The organism is Halanaerobiales bacterium (genome assembly GCA_035270125.1).
Classification (GTDB): domain Bacteria; phylum Bacillota; class Halanaerobiia; order Halanaerobiales; family DATFIM01; genus DATFIM01.
This window is the reverse complement of record DATFIM010000052.1, coordinates 1-19,253: the sequence shown is the minus strand read 5'-3', so window position 1 is coordinate 19,253 and position 19,253 is coordinate 1. Positions and strand designations below refer to the sequence as shown.

Genomic DNA, 19,253 nt, shown 5'->3' with positions numbered 1-19,253 from the left:
ACCTGCACTTTAATTTAAGTATAAATCCATAAAATTACTTTCTGCTAACATATCATTTGCTTTTCCTTCTCTGACAATTTCACCTGTTTTTAAAACATATGCTCGATCTGCTATTTCAAGAGATTTTTTTACATTCTGTTCTGCAAGTAAAATTGTAAATCCATCTTTATTTAGTTTTTTTAGGATTGTAAAAATATCCTGAACAATCTGGGGAGCAAGTCCTAATGAAGGTTCATCTACTAAAAGAAGTTCAGGACCAGAAAGCAAAGCTCTGCCAATGGAAAGCATCTGCTGTTCACCACCACTTAATGTCCCGGCTTTTTGCTCTTTCCTTTTTTCTAAAATAGGAAAATAATTATATATTTCTTCTAAGGTTATATCTTTATCCTTGTTTCCTTGATATACTCCTAATTGCAAATTTTCCCAGACTGTCATTGAAGAAAAAATCAAATGCCCTTCTGGAATTATACTAATACCTTTGTTGACTATTTTTTCTGTTGCCAAATTATTTATTTTATTATTTTTAAAAAGTATATCACCTTTTGTCTTTTCTATATTCATTATACCTTTAAGCAAACTAGACTTTCCTGCTCCATTAGCTCCTACTAAAGTTACAATTTCATTCTTTTTTAAATAAAGACTTATTCCTTTTACAGCTTTTATAGAACCATAATTTAAATATAAACTATCTATTTCAAGTAATTTTTCTTTACTTTTCACCTGTATATGCCTCCATAACTTTTTCATTTTTCCGTGCTGCTTCGGTATCACCAGCAAAAATCAATTCTCCAAAATTAATAACACTAACCTGATCACAAATTTCCATAATTACATCTAAATCATGACTGATAACTACAACTGTAATTCCTTTATCATTAATATTAGCAATAACTTCTTTTATTCTCTTTTTTTCTTTGCTTCCCATTCCTGCTGCCGGCTCGTCAAGTAGCAAAATATCAGGTTTAGAAATAATTGCTCTTGCTAATTGAACAAGTTGTCTTTCTACCCAGACTAATTCATCACTCCAACGACCTTCATAATTTTCTAAACCAACAAAACGAAGAGCTTCTTTAGCCTGCTTTTTTCTTTTTTTCTCTCTTTTAAAAATAGTAAAATGTTTTCCAAAAAAATCTTTTAGTGGATTACTTTGTTCTCTATACATTCCTGCAATAATGTTATCAACAAGACTCATTTCACTGACAATATTACTTTTTTGAAAAGTTCTGCTAATTCCCATAGCTGCTCTTTTCTCAGGCTTATAATTATTTATATTTTTATTATTATAAATGATTTCTCCCTTATCTGCTTCTAAAAAACCACTTATTATATTAAAAAGTGTTGATTTCCCAGCCCCATTGGGCCCTATCAAACCATGGATTTCTCCTCTTTTAACTTTCATTTCAAAATTATTTAAAGCTTTTACTCCACCAAATTTTTTAGTTAAATTTTTGATTTTTAGAATATTATTATCATCCATATTTATTTTACTCCTTAAAAATTTTAATTAAAAACAAAAAAGCCCCCCACAATAGAGACGGAAGGCATAATTTTCTCATAAATATAGTTATCCTCTTTCTAAGGATAGCTATATTTTTCCGTTTCTATCCCGGTCAATTAGATCCAGGTAGAAAACTTAAATTATGTAATTTTTAAGCTATCAGAAAAGCTAACAAGTACAGTTCTCATAATAAGATACTGCCTTTAACTTTTCGCCTTTATTATAATACAACTTTCACTTATTTACAAGTTATAAACACACATTCAACTGAAATAAGTTAATTTAAAATTTCATAAATTTTATTTTTTACTTTTAAATTTCTTCTTTTTTCAATATTTTTTAATTCATTATGATAATATTGGCAAGTCAGATCAGGATTAAGTTCAAGCTTTGAATTCATAAACTCAAAAAATCTTTTTATAAAGTCTTTCTTCCAGTTACTAAATTCAGGCTTATAACAAATAATAAATGCACACATTTTCCCTATATCTTCTTCTTTATCTCCAGTTTTGAGATTTTCAAAATCTAAACCATAAATTTTTATTTTATTTCCATTAATTTTTTTTAAAATAAAATTTCTTAAATTTACATCCCCTTTTATTATATTTATTTCATCAAATACATTATAAAAATTATTCAACCAGTCAAATATTTCTTGAAACATCTCATTTAATTCCACATATTTAGCTTTTTCCTTTTCTTTACTTAAAATATAAGATAAAAGGGTTTCTCCTTTAATATACTCCATTAAAATATAATTATTTGATTTAGAAATGATTTTTGGAACATTAACTGATTTTTTATATAATTTTTTTATTATTTCTAACTCTTTTTCGAGAAAATTACTTTTTCGATAACTTTTTAATACATATTTTTTATTATTATCAGTTTTTACTAAAAACACTTTATTCCTTTTACTTTTAAACTTTTTAACTATTTTAACTTCCCGGTTTTTAATTTTCATTTTTAGACATCCTCATTTAATTGTTCAAATTCAACCCTTATTTTTGCATTATTTTCATAACCTTCTAATTCACTAACAACTCCATTTAAAGCATTTTTTAAAATCTTTTGCACAAAAGGCACCATCTCAACTTTTTGCTCATTAATAAATAGTGTAACTTCTGAATTGCTAATTACACAATCATCTCTTTTAGCTTCTCCTTTAATAATTTTATGACTTAATTTTTTACAGGAATATCCACAGGCTGTACAACATTCTTCAGGAAAATCAGGTAATTTTTCAAAAGTTTTTTCTTCAATCAAATCTATTAATTCCTTTTTATTTTTAAGACTATTTATTACAGGAAAACCTTTATATTCATCAATACTATTTGCAATTACTCCTGTAATAGCTATTACAGTTTCATCCAGTCTTTCATCAATTTCTTTTTTAGTTTTAGCAGAAATTATCTTAGGAAAATTGCCTTTATCTACTCCCTCAATAACTATAAAATCGTGATCATAATGTTTAAGAATCTTATTTATAGCTAATTTTTCTGGATATAAAATATCAGTTTCATTATATCCTCTGGCAGTAACAAGTTCAGCACCTGCTTTTTTATGCCTGAAAGTATCTGTCCTCTTCGTATCAATAGCAAAATCCTCATAATGAATTTCTTTTATTGTTCCTACGCTATATTTTCTTTTTTTAAGTTCCTTTACAACATTTTCCACAGTTGCAGTTTTTCCTGTTTCACTAATTCCAAAAATGGATATAATTTTGATAATAATCCCCCATTTCTTATATGAAATATAAAATTAATATTATTAATGTAAATAGCATACTAGTTATCATTAAAATATAATCTTTTAACGATAATCTTAATTTTATATAACTTGTTCTCTCTGGATAAGCTCGAAACCCCCTGCTCTCTATAGAAGTAGATAACTCCCGTGCTCTATAAATAACTCCTGATAAAACAGGCATAAATAAATATGAATAAACTTTAAATCTTTTATATAGGGAAAGTTCTTCAACTTCGATTCCTCTTAATTGAATAGCAGTAAATACATCCTTAGCTTCATCTCGTAAAATTGGTAAAAACCTAATAGCAAGAGAAACCATAAAGGCAATTTCATAAGGAATTTTCCACTGAACTAAAGCCTGGATGATTTCTCGTGAACTAGAACCTCTCATAATAGTCGCAGAAACAATAATGATCATCATTCTTAAAATCACTCTTATCCCTTTTGCCAAACCTCCTAAAGTCAAAATCGGAAGACCGCTTATAGTTAATAAACTCTCTCCAGCAGGAGCAAAAATACTCTGTAAAAAAGCTATTCCTAAAAATAGTATAATAAATTTTTTAATCCTTTTTAAAAAAGACCAGTCACCTTTAAAATAATTAGATGTTAAAAAAGATAATAATAATACTATCAATAATAAAAATATATCTTTTACAAAAACTGCCAAACTTGAAAAAGAAAATACTAATACAAGTTTACTACGGGGATCAAACTTCATTAATAACACCCCCTGAAATTTTTAAAACTCTATCAGCATTTTCAACTATAAAATCTTTATCATGGCTAATAACTGCCAGACCAAGATCCTGTTTTTTTAATTCATATAAAAATTCTGCCAGCTTTCCCTTTCTTTTACTATCAAGCCCGGTTGTAGGTTCATCTAATATTAAATATGAAGGCTCATTTGTTAAAATAGCAGCCAAAGCTACTCGCTGTCTTTCTCCTCGACTTATTTTATAAGGAGAGGCATTTTCTAACCCTTGCAGAGAAAATATTTCTATCATTTCTGATACTTTATTATCAATAAATTCTTTAGTTTTTCCCATAAATGAATGAGCAAATGCTATTTCTTCTCTTACAGTTGGGGCAAAAAGCTGTCTTTCTGGTTCCTGAAAAAGATAACCAATTTTTTTGCCTATTTTACCTAAAGAAATATTTTCTATATTTACAGAGTCAACATAAATTTTCCCAGTATCTACAGATAAAATCCCGCTCAATATTTTTCCAAAGGTGGTTTTGCCTGATCCATTTGGCCCTATTATAGCCACAAATTCTCCTTTATAAAAAGAAGCTGTAATATCTTTTAAAAGCAATTCACCTTTTTTATAACTAAAACTTATATTATTTGCTTTAAGAAATGCTTTGTTATAATTCTCCTGCAAATTTTTTTAACCTCCCGTTTTTAAGAAGAAGTTTACGGTCTGCTATTTCAGCATTTTCCAAATCATGCTCAACCATTACTATTGTTTTCCCTTTTTCTTTTAATAAAATTATTATTTCTTTGATTAATTTTTTTCCCTTAGTATCTATTTGGGACATTACTTCATCAAATATTAATATTTCTGGTTCTAAAGCCAAAACTGAAGCCAATACTGTTAATTGCTTTTCTCCACCCGAAAGATGTTTTGTTTTTTTATATCTCAAATTCTCTTTTCCCAAAAGAGATAAAATGTTTTCTATTCTTTTTCCTATTTCTTCTCTGCTTATACATAAATTTTCCGGTCCAAAAGCCAATTCATCTTCAACAACTGGAAAAAAAACCTGAGTTTCTGGATTTTGAAAAACAATTCCTATATATTCTGCAATTTTGGGTAAATCTAAATCTAATATTGACTTCCCTTTGATTTGCACTTCTCCTTTGAGTTCACCTTCATAAATGTGAGGAATAATACCACTAAGACAGTGGCAGAGAGTAGTTTTTCCACTGCCGCTCAAACCTAAAATAGCAAGAATTTCCCCTTTGTATAAATTTAAATTTATATTTTTTAATATTTTTTCATTATTATTTTTATAACCAAATGACAAATTTTGAGTACTTAATAATAATCTCATTTTATATTAACCTCAGTAACAAATTTATTCCAACGTTGACCAAATTGATCTTCACGAATAACTAATCTATAAGGACCGGTTCCACCCTGCTTTTTAGTTTTCAAAAATTCACCATTATTTTTGTAAATCAGATAAACATTATTTCCCATCATAACTTCTTCTGCAGTTAAAGCAACAGTGTAACCATCTATTGCTTTGACTATTACCTGTTCTTTATTACCCATATCAATATCTAATGAATTTAAAATATTTTTAAGGGGGACCCCTGTATAATGCTGTTCAACTGGACCCGAATCACTAGTATCTAATTCTTTGGAAAAAGTTTTTTCTCCCTGTTCTTTTATATGATCCATACTAATACTATCTACTTCTTCTCCATCTATTTTAAAAGTAACAATAGCCTCTTTTTGAGCTGTATCTTTTTTAGAAAGACTACCTCTGTTTATATAAGCTGTAACTGCAATTACTATCACTAAAATTATTAATACTGAAAAAATAATTTTTTTATTTTTCATAATCATCGCCTCCTTCTGTTACTAGATAAGGAACAAACATATCCTGATAAAGAAGCAAACCGTGGTCTCCACCATTAGCAGTTTTATGCATTCCGTGGTCAGCAGTTATAATTATTTTTCCAGACCAATTTTTTGCCAATTCAGCTATATATTCGTCAGTCTTTTTTATAACCTCTATTGTTTTTTTAGAATAGGGCCCATTATCATGTCCAGAATCATCAATCCCATGAAAATGTATAAAAAATAATGAAGCTTTTTTTTCAATCTCTTTTTTAGCTGTCCCAAAAACTTCATCATCAGTAGTCCCATTATTATTCAAATCAGGATTTAAAATAGGATCCTGAGAGGTATTTAATATCTTTATATTTCCTTCAATATATTTACTCTTTAAGCCTATTTCTTCTACTTTTTTAAATAAATCTTTGCTTTTTAATTCATTAAAATCACGGGAATAAATTCCATGTTCTTCTGGTCCTTTTCCTGTCAAAGCTGTAGCCAGTCCGGTATTTGAAACTGGTTTGTAGGATGTCAGGGCTCTTGTATTATTTTCAATTTTTGTCATATAAGGTGCAAAATTATTATCAAGACAGTAAAGATATTGATGATAACCAAAACCATCCAAAAATATTACCATAACTTTTTCATTCTGTTTTAAATAATGGAGACTATCATGATAAACATTTTTAATGCTTTGCAGAGGAGCATCAACTATCATTCCCTTAATTTTCTCTTCTTTAATTTTTTCTTCAGAGTTAATATAGTTTAGATAATTTTCTTTAAGTTCCAGCATACCTCCTCTGTAATTAAAAGTTTCTCCTTTATCTCCTATAATTATTGTTCTTGAATTCATCTTATTATTAATTAGTTCTTCAGGATATAATACTCTTTTTTCTGTATAAATACTTACACTATTATTTTTTTTATTTTTATTTACTGAAGATGCTCCTTCAAAAACTGCTTTATAGAAATATTCTTCAGTTAAAAACTGACCTGGAGTTTTTTCTAAAAGATTACTTTTCTCGTTAACAATATTAAATGATTGATTATTATGTTTTTCCTTAAATTTAGAAACAACAGTTATTTTTTCAAGTCTTTTTATATTGCTACTAATAGGATGATTTAAATTTATAGCTTCCCAGCCATTTTTACTGGAAAAATTGATGTAAGATTCTTCAATATTTCCAGATGTTATTTTAGCTCTTAGTCCATCTTTAGCAGAAAAAACAATATCATAATTCTCAGAAAGAGGTTTAGTTTTATTCAAAATATCTTTTAGTTTATATACTTTTATTTTTTCTTCTTTATAATTTATTGATACTTTTTTTAGACTATTTAATTCATTAAAATCATTTGTATTAATAACTTCTTTTATATCTCCCTCTACCTTAAAAAATGGAATATATCCAGAATCATTACTGACTACTAAATCAAATTTATTATAAAATAAAAAGCCACTCAAAACTATTAAAATTATTAAAATAATATATAAAAATACATCTTTATTTTTCATAAAATCACCTCAAATTAAACTTAATCTAATATATCAAATTTTTCAAACTGTTTAATCACTGAATAAGATATTAATCCTCCTAAACCCCCAGAAAGTGAGGCACTACTTAAAGAGAGAATAAGAGGTATTAAGGGTAATCTAAAAAAAACAATATTTACTAAGAATGTCCCACTTATATTTGCTGCTATTCCAGCTAAAAAACAGGGTATAGCCTTTGTTGGATCAGAGAAAAATACAAAAACAAAATCTACAGCTAAACCAGGAATTATATAAGTAAAAAAACTAACAATACCATGAGTCCCATATATACCGAGAGAAACCATCATAATCGCCTGAACCATAGCTATAAGTGTAGCAGCACCTCTTTTTTTTACTAAACCTGCTCCCATTACCAGCCACATCATATAGAAGCCTCCGGCGATAACCCCCCCTGGAATATAAAGGGGGCCAGTTATCATATGGGCCAGAGGTACAATAATAGGTTTAGTAGCTACACCAAGCCCAGCCATTAGAGCAATTATCACCAGCTGAAATACTGAAAAACTATTTAAAAATTTCTTAAGCATATGATTTTCACCTCAGTCTGAACCAATTATTTATTAGATTAATTAATTGGTAAAATTTTATAGAGATATTTAACAGAGTATTTTCCACTGAGATTAGCAAAAGAAACTCTTACTACATTTTCACCATCAAAATACAAAATAGCATTTTTAGTTTCTTCTGCATCAACTTCAACTGAATAACCATCAATTGCTATTAATTTATATTTATCTCCTTTTTTCAAACCACTCTCTGATATAATTTCAGCTAAAGATACGCCTTTATTTTCTCCTATTGTTTGATGTTTATGAACATTTAGAGACTGCTTAAGAGAAAAAATAGATGCAGAACCATATCTAGCAAATAAGAGATTTTTTACATACATTCCTTTAGGTATATCTGGGGATAAAAACATAGGGACATATTCACCAGTTACTTTAAAATAGCCATTTTCAAATATTTCAGTTTTTTCATCCTTTGTAAATCCATCAGCAGCTTCCATATATACAGTTCTTCCCGTTTTTTCAACATCTAATTTTTTTATTAATTCAGAAATTTTTACCGCTTTATCATTACTTTCATAATATGTATAGTCAACTTTTTCTAACTCTGAATTAATTGTTTCTAAAAATACCAGATTATTAATTTCCACTGTTTCTTTCATATCAATAACTTTAATCTCTGTTACTTTTTTCACCCAGTACATAGCCCTTTCTTCCGGAATCACTATTCTCATAGGTTTAGCTTCTTCATAGAGAGCTTCACCATCAATTTCATAGGTTAAAATGATATCTCTATTTTCTAAAATATTTTCAGAAACTTCTATTGAATAACCATCACTTGCTATAAATCTAACTGCCTTAAGATTTTTTTGAGATTTTCCTTTCTTTTCTAATAAATCAGAAAAAAGAGCTCCTGTTACAGTATAATTATCTTCATCACCGCTGGAATCGACAGAAGTAACATCTCTTGTCACAGATGGAAGATCTTTTAATTCACTTATAGAAACAGTAATATCTTCTTCGGTTAAACCAATTATCTTAAATTCATCTTCCTTAGCTATAGTAACTGTACTAAATAAAACAATTGCCATCACTAACATAATAAAAATTGATAATGCTTTTTTAATTTTCACCTTAATTCCCCCTGTTTAATTAATTTTTTGCAAATTAACTTCTTCTTTAATTTTGTTATAATTATCAATACCAAAATTAACACCATTAACAACTGCTTTACTACTTTCAGTTGCTCCAGTAACAGCAACAATTTGATTATTTTGTTTAGCAGACATCTTAATAGTTTCTAATTTTTCATCTGTATTTTTAGCTTTAAATCTTCTTTGAAACCAATCTTCATTAATATAACTACCATAACCTTCAGATTCATCTTCTTCTATAACATCAACATTTTTTATTTTATCATCATTAATATTTATAGTAAGTAGTATCTTGATATCATCTTTAAATCCTTCTGAGATAATAGTTTGTTCTAATTCAACTACCTTACCATTATCTTTTATTAACTTTATCTCAGTTATATTATCAGTTAGATATTTATTTAATTCTGAATTATTACTTATAACAAAAAATGATATAGCTGTTATTAAAATCACTAAAAACAGAATTATTAATTTTGTTTTGATTTTTATCACCTCCAGATTATTACTTTAAAAAGAAAAAATTCTCCATAAAGAAAGGAGAATTATAAATAATAATTTCCTTTCCAAGAATGGGAGGCAATTAGATTTCTCCAATAACCCATCGGTATTTCTTCCTGGCAATGATATAGCTTTAGAAGAGAATACTCGGAACTTTATTAAATTTTCAAAATTGCATTTCAAAATATTAAGAATAATTTTTATTGCTTAATTATTATTTCAACAATTATTCTCATATTCCTGCAAAAAAACCTCCCTTTTTTACAGGGAGGTTAATTAATCAATGCCTTAAATTTATTTTACCTGAACAGCTGCTCCTGGATCATTTACTCTAAATGTAAATGTTTCATAGAAGAAAAATTCTAATTCATCTCCAGTTTGCTTTGAATAACCAATAGAAATATCCTGTCCAACTATAAGCTCAAAATCTTCGCCTCTAGTTGAAATAAGTACACCCTCATCTTCAAGAGTAGGCACAAAAACAACTTCTCCACCAATAGCATTTTCCAGCTTGTTTACAAGTGGATAACCTTTATCATCTAATTCATAAATTAAATTATGAAGCTTTTCACCGAGCATTAAATTAAATGGACCTTCAATCCCATCATCCTGTAGCTCATTGACTGCAGAAACAATAGAAGAAACTAGTTTGTTTCTTTCTTTTTCTAAAACTACCTCACCTGTATCTAGACTTGAGATTATACCACTTATATTCCCTTCATCAAGACCATAAAAAATAGCATCATTTTCTATTTTGGAAAGTTTTTTGGCAGCTTCTACTAAAGGATCAGTATCTACATCCACTGCTCCTCTAGCCAAAGATTCAATTTCTTTTTTATCTAATTTAAATGGTACTTTTACTTCTATAAGAGGTAATACCTCACGTTTGGAAAATTCAGCTCCCTCTACATTACCATTTATTTCTTTTATTCTACCAGTATTTACAACACCAAAATCCATACCTTTAGGGCCTACAAAATCAACAGCTTTACGTGCATTTAAATTCATAGTTAAAATTTCACGAGCTTCATCATCTATAAAATCCCAGGCTTCTTGAGGTATTGGTGCTAATGAGCGATTAAGAATATCCATTAATTGTTCCCTCCTTTTAAACTACTAATTCCAAGAGATTGGTTAGTTGAAGTGGAAGTATTATTTGTGTCTTCTTCTCCTTCAGCTCCCCCACCTTCAGCTTCTTCTTCAACAGCTGTAATTTCAGATTGAGTAAAAAGATAAGTTTCTAACTCCTCTGCCCAGACTGGATCATTACGTCTAAGCCATTCAATAGCCATAGCTGCATGTTCAATTTCCTCATCACGATTATGTTCTACTATGCCCTGTACAGATTGATCTGTAGTTACATCTGCTCTTTGGTTATACCAATCAACTGCTTCTAATTCTTCCATTAAACTTTTTATGATACGGTGATAATCTTTTGCTTCTTCAGAAAGATTATCTTCATGAAATTCGGCCATATTTATACCCTCCTTGAATAATATTGATTATCATTAAGCTCTATTAACATTTTATCTTTTTAGGAGTTTAATGTCAACTAAATTAATACTATATGTAAAAATTTTGTTAAAACTTTATTTCAATGCAGGAAATTACTTAATTTTCAAAGAAAGAGTAATTAAGAAAAGAAAGTGTGGTGGAATAATGAATAAAGAAAAAAAGCAAATTTATTCCTGGGCCCTTTATGATTGGGCAAATTCTGCTTTTGCTACAACAATTTTATCAGCAGTTCTTCCGATTTTTTATAAAGATGTTGCAGCAGTTAATTTGCCAAACAATTTAGCTACTTCCTATTGGGGTTACACCCAGACTGGTGCTATGATTGTCATTGCAGTACTCTCTCCTATATTAGGAGCAATAGCTGACCATTCAGACTCAAAAAAGTTTTTCCTAAGAGTTTTTGCCTATCTAGGCATAATTGGAACAGGGTTATTATTTTTCATAAACGAAGGTAATTATATATTAGCTTCATTATTTTTTATTATTGCAAATATTGGTTTCTCAGGAGGAAATGTTTTTTATGATGGATTTTTACCTGATATAACTGATAATACTAAAATTGATTATGTTTCATCTCTTGGTTATTCAGCTGGGTATCTTGGGGGAGGAATACTCCTGGCTATAAATCTTTTGATGATTTCAAAACCCTCTTTGTTTGGGATAAATGGTACTTTAATGGCTACTAAATTAAGTTTTGTAACAGTATCAATCTGGTGGTTTTTATTTTCAATACCTACTTTTAAATATTTACCAGATCCTGAAAAAAGAAAAGAAATTTTAGAAGTAAAAAAATATGCTGCTATTGGTTTTAATAGAGTAAAAAACACCCTGGAAAATATTAGGCAGTATCGGGAATTATGGAAATTTTTAATAGCATTCTGGCTTTTTAATGATGGAATTGGAACCATTATCAGAATGGCTACAATTTATGGAAGAGAAGTTGGAATTGGTCAATCTGATCTTATAGGGGCTTTACTTTTAACACAATTTATCGGTATTCCCTGTGCTCTTATTTTTGGAAAACTTGGTGAAAAAATTGGTGCTAAAAAAGGAATATATATTGCACTAATTGTTTATACCCTGATCACAATTAATGGCTATTTTTTAGATACAGCTCTTGATTTTTGGATATTAGCAGGAATGGTAGGCCTTGTACAGGGTGGAGCTCAGGCTCTTAGTCGTTCATTATATGGTAGTATGGTTCCCAAAAATAAATCTGCTGAATTTTTTGGATTTTTTGGTATTTCAAGTAAATTTGCGGCAATAGTTGGCCCAACAGTATTTGCTTATATGGGGCAACTAACTGGTTCAAGCAGATATGGAATAATTTCTGTGGCTGCTTTTTTCATTTTAGGAATGATCGTTTTAACAACTGTAAATGTAGAAAAAGGAAGGAAAGAAGCTCAGCATTAACTGATTTTCTTTCCCAAAAAATTCTTTTTTTCTATTTTAATTTTTAATTCAAGTTCAGAAATTGTTCCATTCAAAAAAGAAAAAAGCAATTTATATAAACGCAAAGCCTCTTTAATACCTTCATTATACCTTTTTTCAAATTTATTATATAATTGCTCATTAAGTATTTTAAAATTAGAATTTCCTTTATAACTATAAAGAGCTATTTCTATAGGAGCTACTTTATCAATAATTTGAATAATAGATGATTTTATACCCTGGGGACTATAAAAAATTCGATGAAATTTTTTGAAATCCTGATAAGATTTATTAATTTGTTTATAATTTCTAGAAAAACCAAAAACTTTTTTCAATATATAAATATAGAATTCTGTTAAATAGTCAGGTAATTGATCACCAAAATCAAAAAAATTAACTGGAAAAATTTTTTCAATATTTAAATACCACTTTTCTTTAGCAACTTTTAAATCAAGTTCCATTTCTAATTTTTTATGATCATTACCTTCCCCACCATATTTATAAATAAATGGATGGACTTTAAGATCAAGAGCATAGTGAGCTATAAATCCACTTAAATAAATTAATAATTTGTCATATTTTTTTTCATTTTGTTTGTCTTTTTTTATCTCTTTTAAATATTTAGAAATCTCTAGAATAAGAATATCAGTTTTTTCTTTATGCATCTTTTCCCCTAATTCCACACCATTTTTTTCTTTAATCCAGGGCCAAAAATCACTATAAAAAAAGAAATCAGGTCCCTGACAGCCAAAATTAAAAATTTCTGGATTATTAGAAAATAAACTAATAAGTTTTTTATTTTCACTTTTTTCTATCATTTCCTCACCAGCTATAAGATGAGTCCAAAAATCAGGCATAATTATCTCCCCTTCATCTGGGAAAAAATCTCTTCAGTCTTTTGATTTTTATCCCAGCGATAATCATCCACTATCTCCATAAATATAGATATTATTTCCTGGATAATATCAAATAAATTATCATCACTTAATTTTCGCTTTTCCTGAGGATCATTAATTACAAATTCTTTTTTTATACTTGCTGGTTTCCCGGAAAGTATAAAAATTTTATCAGCAAGTAAAACTGCTTCTTCAGGATCATGAGTTATCAGGAGAACACTCAAATTCATCTTTTCATAAAATCTAAGTAACATTTTTCTCAAATTAACTTTAAGTTGAGTATCAATAGATTTAAATGGTTCATCCATTAAAAGAAAATCTGGTAATATTGAAAGTCCTCTTATGATCTCTAATCTTTGTTTCATTCCTCCACTGAGCTGGGCAGGATAATTATTTTTGAAATTATCCAATCCATTTAATTCCAGGAGCTTATCCCTTATTTTTTTAGCCTTTTGTTTAGGAAGATAATTTTCCTGAACAAATATCAAATTTTCTTCCACAGTTTTCCAGGGTAGAAGCCTTGGATTTTGAAATATATACCCTTTTCTTAAATTTTCATTGATTACAATTTGACCACTATCTTTTTCAATAAGTCCAGCTGCCAGTTTAAAGAGAGTTGATTTACCACTCCCTGATGGTCCTAAAAGACATACTATTTCACCTTTATTGACTGTAAAGGTGGCTTTTTCTAATACTTTTAAATTTTCAAATTTTTTATCAATATTTTTAAATTCAATTGCTTTTTCCATTTTCTTTCCACCTCATAACTTTAGACTGTAAAGGGGCAAGAATTAAATATTCAACAATTAGCATAAACAGAACAAGAATGATTCCCCAGGCAAATAATTCAGCTGTCTCCAAATTACTATTCGCCATACTTAAAGCATAACCTATCCCACTGGAAGATCCTAAATATTCTGCGAAAACAGTTGATTTCCAGGCAAAAGCAAAAGCTATACTTAAGGCAGAAAGTAAATAGGGCATAAGTGAGGGAAGATATATCTCTTTTAATATCTTTTTTCGTGATGATTTAAAAACAGAAGCCATTTCTATTAATTCTTTATCAATTGATTTAATACCTTCATAAATGTTTATAAAAATTATTGGTAAACTAACTATAAATATTAAAAAAATTGGAGTGAGATCTTCAGAAATACCAAACCAAATAACTGCCAGTACTAACCAGATAATAGGTGGAGTAGATTGAATTACCGTAATCAAAGGTCTAAGAATTTTACGCAAAATCCAGCTTTTAGCAAGTATTAAAGCCAGAGCAATTCCAAAAATAACAGCACTACTATATCCAATAAAAGTTCTACGAATAGAAATGAAAAAATGATGTTGTAATTCTCCACTTTCAAATAATGTAATTAACGCATTTATAACCTGAGTTGGATTAGGTAAAATAAGAGGATTAAAATTATCAGCTAAAATCATCCAACTGATAAGCACCACCCAGAAAGAGATGGTGCTTATTAAAGCTGTTTTTAATTTATTTTGCAAAAAATTAATTATAGAAATTTTCATCTGGCATTTTACCACCTAAAAGTTCAGGATACATTTCTAAAATTTGAGAAAAATAATTTTCTGTTAATTTTTTAGTTTCTCTATCAGAATAATAATTCAAATTTATCCTTGTAAATGATTTTTGCAGAACTGGTTTAGGTAAATTAAAGTTTTTTGCTCCAAGTTCAGCAGCTTTTTCTGGATTGCTATTTACCCATTCTAAGCCTTTTATATAAAGTCCATTTAGCACTCTAGTTTTTTGGGGATTATTTTGGGCAAATTCTTTTGAAACAAAGAGACCTACAAAAGGAATTCTTTGATCACCATCATTGTATTTTGCCCATTCTTTTTGAATATCCATTGATAGTACAGCATTTTCATTTTTTAATAAATTTACAGTAACAAGTGGTTCAGGTAATAAAATTGAATCTACTTTTCCAGTCATAAAATAACGAGCTCCATTAGGAAGAGGTCTATATACAATATTTACATCTTTTTCAGGGTCTAAGCCATTTTTATTTAGAAAATATCTGGCTAAAAAATCAAGTGGTCCTCCTTTTAAAGGAAGGGATAAAGTTTTTCCTTTTAAATCATTCCAATTTTCTGCCTTAAAATTATTTGTTAACAAATAATCTATAGCCCAGGTATTTACATTAAGCATTTCTAAATTCATACCCTTATTATAAGCCTTTGCACCAACATTAACCCCGGTCATCATCATATCTATTTGATTTTTATTAATAAGGGTTAAAGCTCTCTGGTGGTCAGGTGATAAATTTATGTCAAGATCAACTAAATCTTCCATCTGTCCTGTTTCTTCTATCCAAAGTAATGGTAGTGCTGCTGGAATAGGTGGTGTCTGAATTTTAATCTTAGTTGCTTCAGCTTGAACATTATTATTTGCAATCATTGGTACCATAAATAAAGCTAATACTAAAAAACCTATAATTAAAAATTGATTTTCATTTTTTATTTGCATAATCATCACCCTTTTTAAAATATTATTGCTATTTTCATTATATTCTTGTTTTTTATTATTTTCAAATCTATCAACCATTATTTAACTACACATTTATCATTATTAAGCGTACTTCGCCAAATAACAATTGTTTCTACTAATTCTCCTAAAGTAAAAGCTATTGCTCCTACTACTGCTGCTGGTATAGTTGTTGAAAGAGAAAGCACTCCTAAGACTATTAAAACGACAAGACTAACTACAATTAAATTAGCTGTTTTTGCACTGGCAATAACCTTGGTTGTTCTTTGTTTCATAAGTACACCCCAATAAGATTCTCTAAAAGCTCTAATGAGGGGATAAATAGAAAAAGCAAGAATTGTTTGTTGAGCTAAATCTGTTACTTCTTTTGAAACTGCAATTATTCTATGTAAAAGAAAATATCCCACTGGAGTTAAAGCTACTATAACCATAATTATTGAAATTAAAATTCCAGCCATAATAGAAAATCTTTTAACTTTCTTCCAATTTTTATCATAAACTTTATCAGTATAAACCATTGACAATTGATTAAGCATTCTAAGTGAACCTGAAAAAAGAAAAACAGTAGTCCAGGCAACTCCATAAGCTGCTAGCGAAATAGTCGGAGACTGTCCCCTTGCAACTCCACTTTGAATAATAGGTTGTAAAGCTTTAGTTAATAACATCATTAAAGCTAATGGAGCAAAAAATTTAAATATTTTTATAAAATTTAGATTTCCCTGACTATGATCTGGCATTTTCTCAGCTGCTTTAAGGGGAGAATGATAATAATATACTATAAAGCCAAATATAAAACTTCCTTCAATTGCTATCCCCACTATCCAGGCAATACTACCTGCCATTACGCCTGTCATAATTTCAGTGCTTACTACCCACCATAAAAAACCACTGATTATAATCAAACGCAATAAAACACCGGGAACAACAATTTTGGTTCTTTTGAGAGCTGTAGCCATACCCTGGTATATATTTCTAAATAAAACTACTATGGGTAAAAAACTAGTCACAATCAAAGCTGTTTTGGCTAATGCTATTTCCTTTGGATTTTTTATTCCAATCATATCCTTTAATAAAAAGTTGCCTAAAGGAGTAAGACCAAATAATAAAATTATTGAAAATAAGAAAAATGCCATAGTCCAGACAAACTTTTTAACTCTTTGGTAGTTATCTTTACTATCTACTAAAGAAACCATTATCTGTCGTCCCATTATTGTAGGCGCATTAGCAATATTGGTTATAGATTTTACAACTGTAAAAATCGCTATACTCATCTCTGGTAAAGGTAATCTAGCTAAAGATGCATTTATTATTGTGTGAGTCATAGAAATCATCATTGGCATAACAGCAAGGGGTATAAAAAATCTTAATAAATTAATATAATTAACTTCTTCATCTTTTTTTCTCATTAATATTCTCCTTTATTTTTTAAATACACATAATTTTTTATTACCTATAAAAAGAACTTCAAGATTATATTTTTCAGCAATCCATTTCATTGTTTTTTTACTAAAAAAAGTAATATGAGTTTTATCCCATTTATACCACCAATCTTCAAATATAAAATTATCTTCATCTTTTTTATGAAAATGAGTCATAATTGCCATAATACCATTTTCTTTTAATATAAACAATAAACTTTCTATTTCTTTTGCGGGGTTTAATAAATGTTCAAAAACTTCAGTAGAGGTAATTAAATCATATTTTTTATTTTTATAACTTTCATCAGGAAAAAAATAGGGATCATAAAGATCCACCTTTACTTCTTTTTCTTCCAAAAGATCAGCTAGAACAGGACCGGGTCCACAACCGAATTCTAAAACCTTTGCCTCTTTGGCAAAATCAAAATATGGCTCTACAGCTCTTTCAATAAAATCTTCAAACATATTAACATAACCTTCATTCTCATGGGTATTATCATGTTCTTGATATCTCTCTTTTTCAGATTCAGTTGAAATTACATCTTTTTTATCCATAAAAATCAAATCACATTCAGGACAATGATAATAATCTTCTTCTAGTGTTTCAGTTTTTATATAATTAGATTTACTACCACATAATCTACAGTTTTGAGATTGCATTTTATTTAACCTCCATTATTCATTTGCTTTTTTAGAGTATACCATTTTATTTTTATGATTAAAAGCATATTTCATATATTTTCATAAGAAAAAAGTGGAGATAATTAAATCTCCACTTTCAATATGTTTTTAATATTTTGTTTAAGTGATTTTGTTACTTATTTATTTTTTTCTTCCTCTTCTTCTTTTAAGAATTCTCTAAAGAATACTATAAATACTCCTAACATTAAAGCTAACACTCCAGCAATTGCTACATTAAGTTTTAAATTTGTTCCCATAGGTTGAGTAGGTGGAACTGACTCAGCAATGAATTTAACATCACTAGACCTTTGAGCTTCAGTGAGTCTAGCTTCTTCAACTTTTTCGGATAACATACTATAAGTTTTTTCCACATCTTCTACTCTTTGAGTTAAAGCTTCTTTTTTGATTTCTGCTTCCCAAATTACATCCTGTAATTCTTTGATATCTTTTTTAGTGCTTTCATATTTTTCTTTATAAAAATCAACTTGTGCTTTTAAGGAATCAATTTTTAATTCACTTTCTAGTTTATCAGCAACTAAACCTCTATAAGTTTCAACTTCATTTTGATAAATCTTTTTATAATTTTCTAAATCAGATTTTAATCTTTGCTCCTGTTGATTCCACTCATATAATTTATTTTCCAGTTTTTTGATTTCTTTTTTTTGGGTAGAAATCAACTCATTATATTCACTGATTTGTTCATTTATTTCTTCTGGAGCGAAATTTTTATAATATTTTACCTGTTTTTCTAATGAATTTATTCTGATCTTTTCCTGCTCATAATTAAAAATTAAATTCTTATAATCTTTTTCATATTCATTATAAATACTATAATAGTGTTTAATATTATCTTGTAAATTACTCAATTTTTGATTTTTATTTTCTAATTCATTTTTTAAATTTTTAACTTCAGATTCTATTTTTGGTATTTTTTCTTTATAATAATTTATTTGGCTGGGTATACTATTAATTTTAACTTGATTATTTGTATAATTATCTTTTAATTTTTCGAAAAGAGGATTCATAATTTGATTAGTCAAACTTAAATCTTTTAATATTTCAATCTTTTCTTTTTCTAGAACATTATTCCAAAAAGCATCTTCATTTAAACTTCTCTTTAATTCCAATTTCTCAGGCTCTTTATTAAGAAATTCTTTAATATTCTTATTGATGGTTGTTAAATTATTTAATTCTTCTTCTAAAGATACTTTCCGTTTTCTATAGTTTTTAACTCTATTTTCTTTTATATTAATTTTTTGTCTAATTAAATCTAAATTGTTCTTAT

At 28.3% G+C, this 19,253-nt stretch carries 22 protein-coding genes and 1 riboswitch; of the genes, 1 reads left to right on the top strand and 21 read right to left on the bottom strand.

The features are described 5' to 3' along the window. Positions 1-9: 9 nt before the first annotated feature. From VJ881_02725 to VJ881_02660, 14 genes are all read right to left on the bottom strand, one after another. On the bottom strand, positions 10-720 hold the full coding sequence (locus tag VJ881_02725) for an ABC transporter ATP-binding protein (protein HKL74957.1): 711 nt from the start codon (positions 718-720) through the stop codon (positions 10-12). Next, complete coding sequence (locus VJ881_02720) at positions 710-1,477, bottom strand: ABC transporter ATP-binding protein (GenBank protein ID HKL74956.1); 768 nt, start codon at positions 1,475-1,477, stop codon at positions 710-712. The genes VJ881_02725 and VJ881_02720 overlap by 11 nt, the downstream gene beginning before the upstream one ends. 298 nt (positions 1,478-1,775) lie before the next feature. Continuing rightward, the gene (locus tag VJ881_02715; GenBank protein HKL74955.1) at positions 1,776-2,462 is read right to left on the bottom strand and encodes a phosphotransferase; all 687 of its coding nucleotides are present in this window, start codon (positions 2,460-2,462) and stop codon (positions 1,776-1,778) included. Between the two features lie 2 nt (positions 2,463-2,464). Further along, the gene (gene mobB / locus VJ881_02710; protein HKL74954.1) at positions 2,465-3,211 is read right to left on the bottom strand and encodes a molybdopterin-guanine dinucleotide biosynthesis protein B; all 747 of its coding nucleotides are present in this window, start codon (positions 3,209-3,211) and stop codon (positions 2,465-2,467) included. Between the two features lie 31 nt (positions 3,212-3,242). Continuing rightward, complete coding sequence (locus VJ881_02705; protein HKL74953.1) at positions 3,243-3,965, bottom strand: energy-coupling factor transporter transmembrane component T; 723 nt, start codon at positions 3,963-3,965, stop codon at positions 3,243-3,245. After that, complete coding sequence (locus tag VJ881_02700; GenBank protein HKL74952.1) at positions 3,955-4,629, bottom strand: ABC transporter ATP-binding protein; 675 nt, start codon at positions 4,627-4,629, stop codon at positions 3,955-3,957. The genes VJ881_02705 and VJ881_02700 overlap by 11 nt, the downstream gene beginning before the upstream one ends. Beyond that, positions 4,613-5,299, bottom strand: coding sequence for an ABC transporter ATP-binding protein (locus VJ881_02695; GenBank protein ID HKL74951.1), 687 nt, complete (start codon positions 5,297-5,299; stop codon positions 4,613-4,615). Before VJ881_02695 ends, VJ881_02700 begins: the two co-directional genes overlap by 17 nt. Next, on the bottom strand, positions 5,296-5,814 hold the full coding sequence (locus VJ881_02690; protein ID HKL74950.1) for a molybdopterin-dependent oxidoreductase: 519 nt from the start codon (positions 5,812-5,814) through the stop codon (positions 5,296-5,298). The genes VJ881_02695 and VJ881_02690 overlap by 4 nt, the downstream gene beginning before the upstream one ends. After that, the gene (locus VJ881_02685; protein HKL74949.1) at positions 5,804-7,324 is read right to left on the bottom strand and encodes an alkaline phosphatase family protein; all 1,521 of its coding nucleotides are present in this window, start codon (positions 7,322-7,324) and stop codon (positions 5,804-5,806) included. Before VJ881_02685 ends, VJ881_02690 begins: the two co-directional genes overlap by 11 nt. A 20-nt stretch (positions 7,325-7,344) precedes the next feature. Beyond that, complete coding sequence (locus tag VJ881_02680; GenBank protein HKL74948.1) at positions 7,345-7,890, bottom strand: ECF transporter S component; 546 nt, start codon at positions 7,888-7,890, stop codon at positions 7,345-7,347. A gap of 38 nt (positions 7,891-7,928) precedes the next feature. Further along, positions 7,929-9,002, bottom strand: a complete 1,074-nt coding sequence (locus tag VJ881_02675; protein HKL74947.1) for a molybdopterin-dependent oxidoreductase — start codon at positions 9,000-9,002, stop codon at positions 7,929-7,931. 15 nt (positions 9,003-9,017) lie between these two features. Further along, complete coding sequence (locus VJ881_02670) at positions 9,018-9,518, bottom strand: FMN-binding protein (GenBank protein HKL74946.1); 501 nt, start codon at positions 9,516-9,518, stop codon at positions 9,018-9,020. Between the two features lie 48 nt (positions 9,519-9,566). After that, positions 9,567-9,689, bottom strand: a riboswitch (molybdenum cofactor riboswitch). A 129-nt stretch (positions 9,690-9,818) separates the two neighbouring features. After that, positions 9,819-10,616 carry a family 1 encapsulin nanocompartment shell protein gene (locus tag VJ881_02665; protein HKL74945.1) on the bottom strand — a complete coding sequence of 266 codons (798 nt, stop codon included), beginning with the start codon at positions 10,614-10,616 and terminating at the stop codon, positions 9,819-9,821. Then, a complete protein-coding gene (locus tag VJ881_02660; GenBank protein HKL74944.1) occupies positions 10,616-10,999 on the bottom strand; it encodes a ferritin-like domain-containing protein in 384 nt (127 codons plus the stop codon). The genes VJ881_02665 and VJ881_02660 overlap by 1 nt, the downstream gene beginning before the upstream one ends. Before the next feature lie 70 nt (positions 11,000-11,069). Between VJ881_02660 and VJ881_02655 the strand changes: the two genes are divergently transcribed. Beyond that, complete coding sequence (locus VJ881_02655; GenBank protein ID HKL74943.1) at positions 11,070-12,452, top strand: MFS transporter; 1,383 nt, start codon at positions 11,070-11,072, stop codon at positions 12,450-12,452. Here VJ881_02655 and VJ881_02650 read toward each other — a convergent pair. From VJ881_02650 to VJ881_02620, 7 genes are all read right to left on the bottom strand, one after another. Next, positions 12,449-13,327 carry a zinc dependent phospholipase C family protein gene (locus tag VJ881_02650; GenBank protein ID HKL74942.1) on the bottom strand — a complete coding sequence of 293 codons (879 nt, stop codon included), beginning with the start codon at positions 13,325-13,327 and terminating at the stop codon, positions 12,449-12,451. The genes VJ881_02655 and VJ881_02650 overlap by 4 nt on opposite strands. Positions 13,328-13,329: 2 nt before the next feature. Beyond that, positions 13,330-14,115 (bottom strand): ABC transporter ATP-binding protein, encoded by a 786-nt coding sequence (locus tag VJ881_02645; GenBank protein HKL74941.1) that lies wholly within the window; start codon positions 14,113-14,115, stop codon positions 13,330-13,332. Beyond that, positions 14,099-14,893: an ABC transporter permease gene (locus tag VJ881_02640; GenBank protein ID HKL74940.1), complete on the bottom strand. Its 795-nt coding sequence runs from the start codon at positions 14,891-14,893 to the stop codon at positions 14,099-14,101. Before VJ881_02640 ends, VJ881_02645 begins: the two co-directional genes overlap by 17 nt. Further along, positions 14,874-15,929, bottom strand: coding sequence for an ABC transporter substrate-binding protein (locus VJ881_02635; protein ID HKL74939.1), 1,056 nt, complete (start codon positions 15,927-15,929; stop codon positions 14,874-14,876). The genes VJ881_02640 and VJ881_02635 overlap by 20 nt, the downstream gene beginning before the upstream one ends. Then, positions 15,929-17,275, bottom strand: coding sequence for a hypothetical protein (locus VJ881_02630; protein ID HKL74938.1), 1,347 nt, complete (start codon positions 17,273-17,275; stop codon positions 15,929-15,931). The genes VJ881_02635 and VJ881_02630 overlap by 1 nt, the downstream gene beginning before the upstream one ends. A gap of 12 nt (positions 17,276-17,287) precedes the next feature. Continuing rightward, positions 17,288-17,947, bottom strand: a complete 660-nt coding sequence (locus VJ881_02625; GenBank protein HKL74937.1) for a class I SAM-dependent methyltransferase — start codon at positions 17,945-17,947, stop codon at positions 17,288-17,290. Positions 17,948-18,105: 158 nt separating this feature from the next. Further along, positions 18,106-19,253, bottom strand: a 1,148-nt coding sequence (locus tag VJ881_02620; GenBank protein ID HKL74936.1) for a GNVR domain-containing protein, incomplete at its 5' end; no start/stop codon positions are given.

Excerpts from the sequence above, each read along its gene's own strand:
- VJ881_02720 (HKL74956.1), bottom strand. The coding sequence starts at position 1,477 with ATGGATGATAATAATATTCTAAAAATCAAAAATTTAACTAAAAAATTT.
- VJ881_02715 (HKL74955.1), bottom strand. The coding sequence starts at position 2,462 with ATGAAAATTAAAAACCGGGAAGTTAAAATAGTTAAAAAGTTTAAAAGT.
- VJ881_02705 (HKL74953.1), bottom strand. The coding sequence starts at position 3,965 with ATGAAGTTTGATCCCCGTAGTAAACTTGTATTAGTATTTTCTTTTTCA.
- VJ881_02695 (HKL74951.1), bottom strand. The coding sequence starts at position 5,299 with ATGAGATTATTATTAAGTACTCAAAATTTGTCATTTGGTTATAAAAAT.
- VJ881_02690 (HKL74950.1), bottom strand. The coding sequence starts at position 5,814 with ATGAAAAATAAAAAAATTATTTTTTCAGTATTAATAATTTTAGTGATA.
- VJ881_02685 (HKL74949.1), bottom strand. The coding sequence starts at position 7,324 with ATGAAAAATAAAGATGTATTTTTATATATTATTTTAATAATTTTAATA.
- VJ881_02680 (HKL74948.1), bottom strand. The coding sequence starts at position 7,890 with ATGCTTAAGAAATTTTTAAATAGTTTTTCAGTATTTCAGCTGGTGATA.
- VJ881_02665 (HKL74945.1), bottom strand. The coding sequence starts at position 10,616 with ATGGATATTCTTAATCGCTCATTAGCACCAATACCTCAAGAAGCCTGG.
- VJ881_02660 (HKL74944.1), bottom strand. The coding sequence starts at position 10,999 with ATGGCCGAATTTCATGAAGATAATCTTTCTGAAGAAGCAAAAGATTAT.
- VJ881_02655 (HKL74943.1), top strand. The coding sequence starts at position 11,070 with ATGTCAACTAAATTAATACTATATGTAAAAATTTTGTTAAAACTTTAT.
- VJ881_02650 (HKL74942.1), bottom strand. The coding sequence starts at position 13,327 with ATGCCTGATTTTTGGACTCATCTTATAGCTGGTGAGGAAATGATAGAA.
- VJ881_02645 (HKL74941.1), bottom strand. The coding sequence starts at position 14,115 with ATGGAAAAAGCAATTGAATTTAAAAATATTGATAAAAAATTTGAAAAT.
- VJ881_02640 (HKL74940.1), bottom strand. The coding sequence starts at position 14,893 with ATGAAAATTTCTATAATTAATTTTTTGCAAAATAAATTAAAAACAGCT.
- VJ881_02635 (HKL74939.1), bottom strand. The coding sequence starts at position 15,929 with ATGGTTGATAGATTTGAAAATAATAAAAAACAAGAATATAATGAAAAT.
- VJ881_02630 (HKL74938.1), bottom strand. The coding sequence starts at position 17,275 with ATGAGAAAAAAAGATGAAGAAGTTAATTATATTAATTTATTAAGATTT.
- VJ881_02625 (HKL74937.1), bottom strand. The coding sequence starts at position 17,947 with ATGCAATCTCAAAACTGTAGATTATGTGGTAGTAAATCTAATTATATA.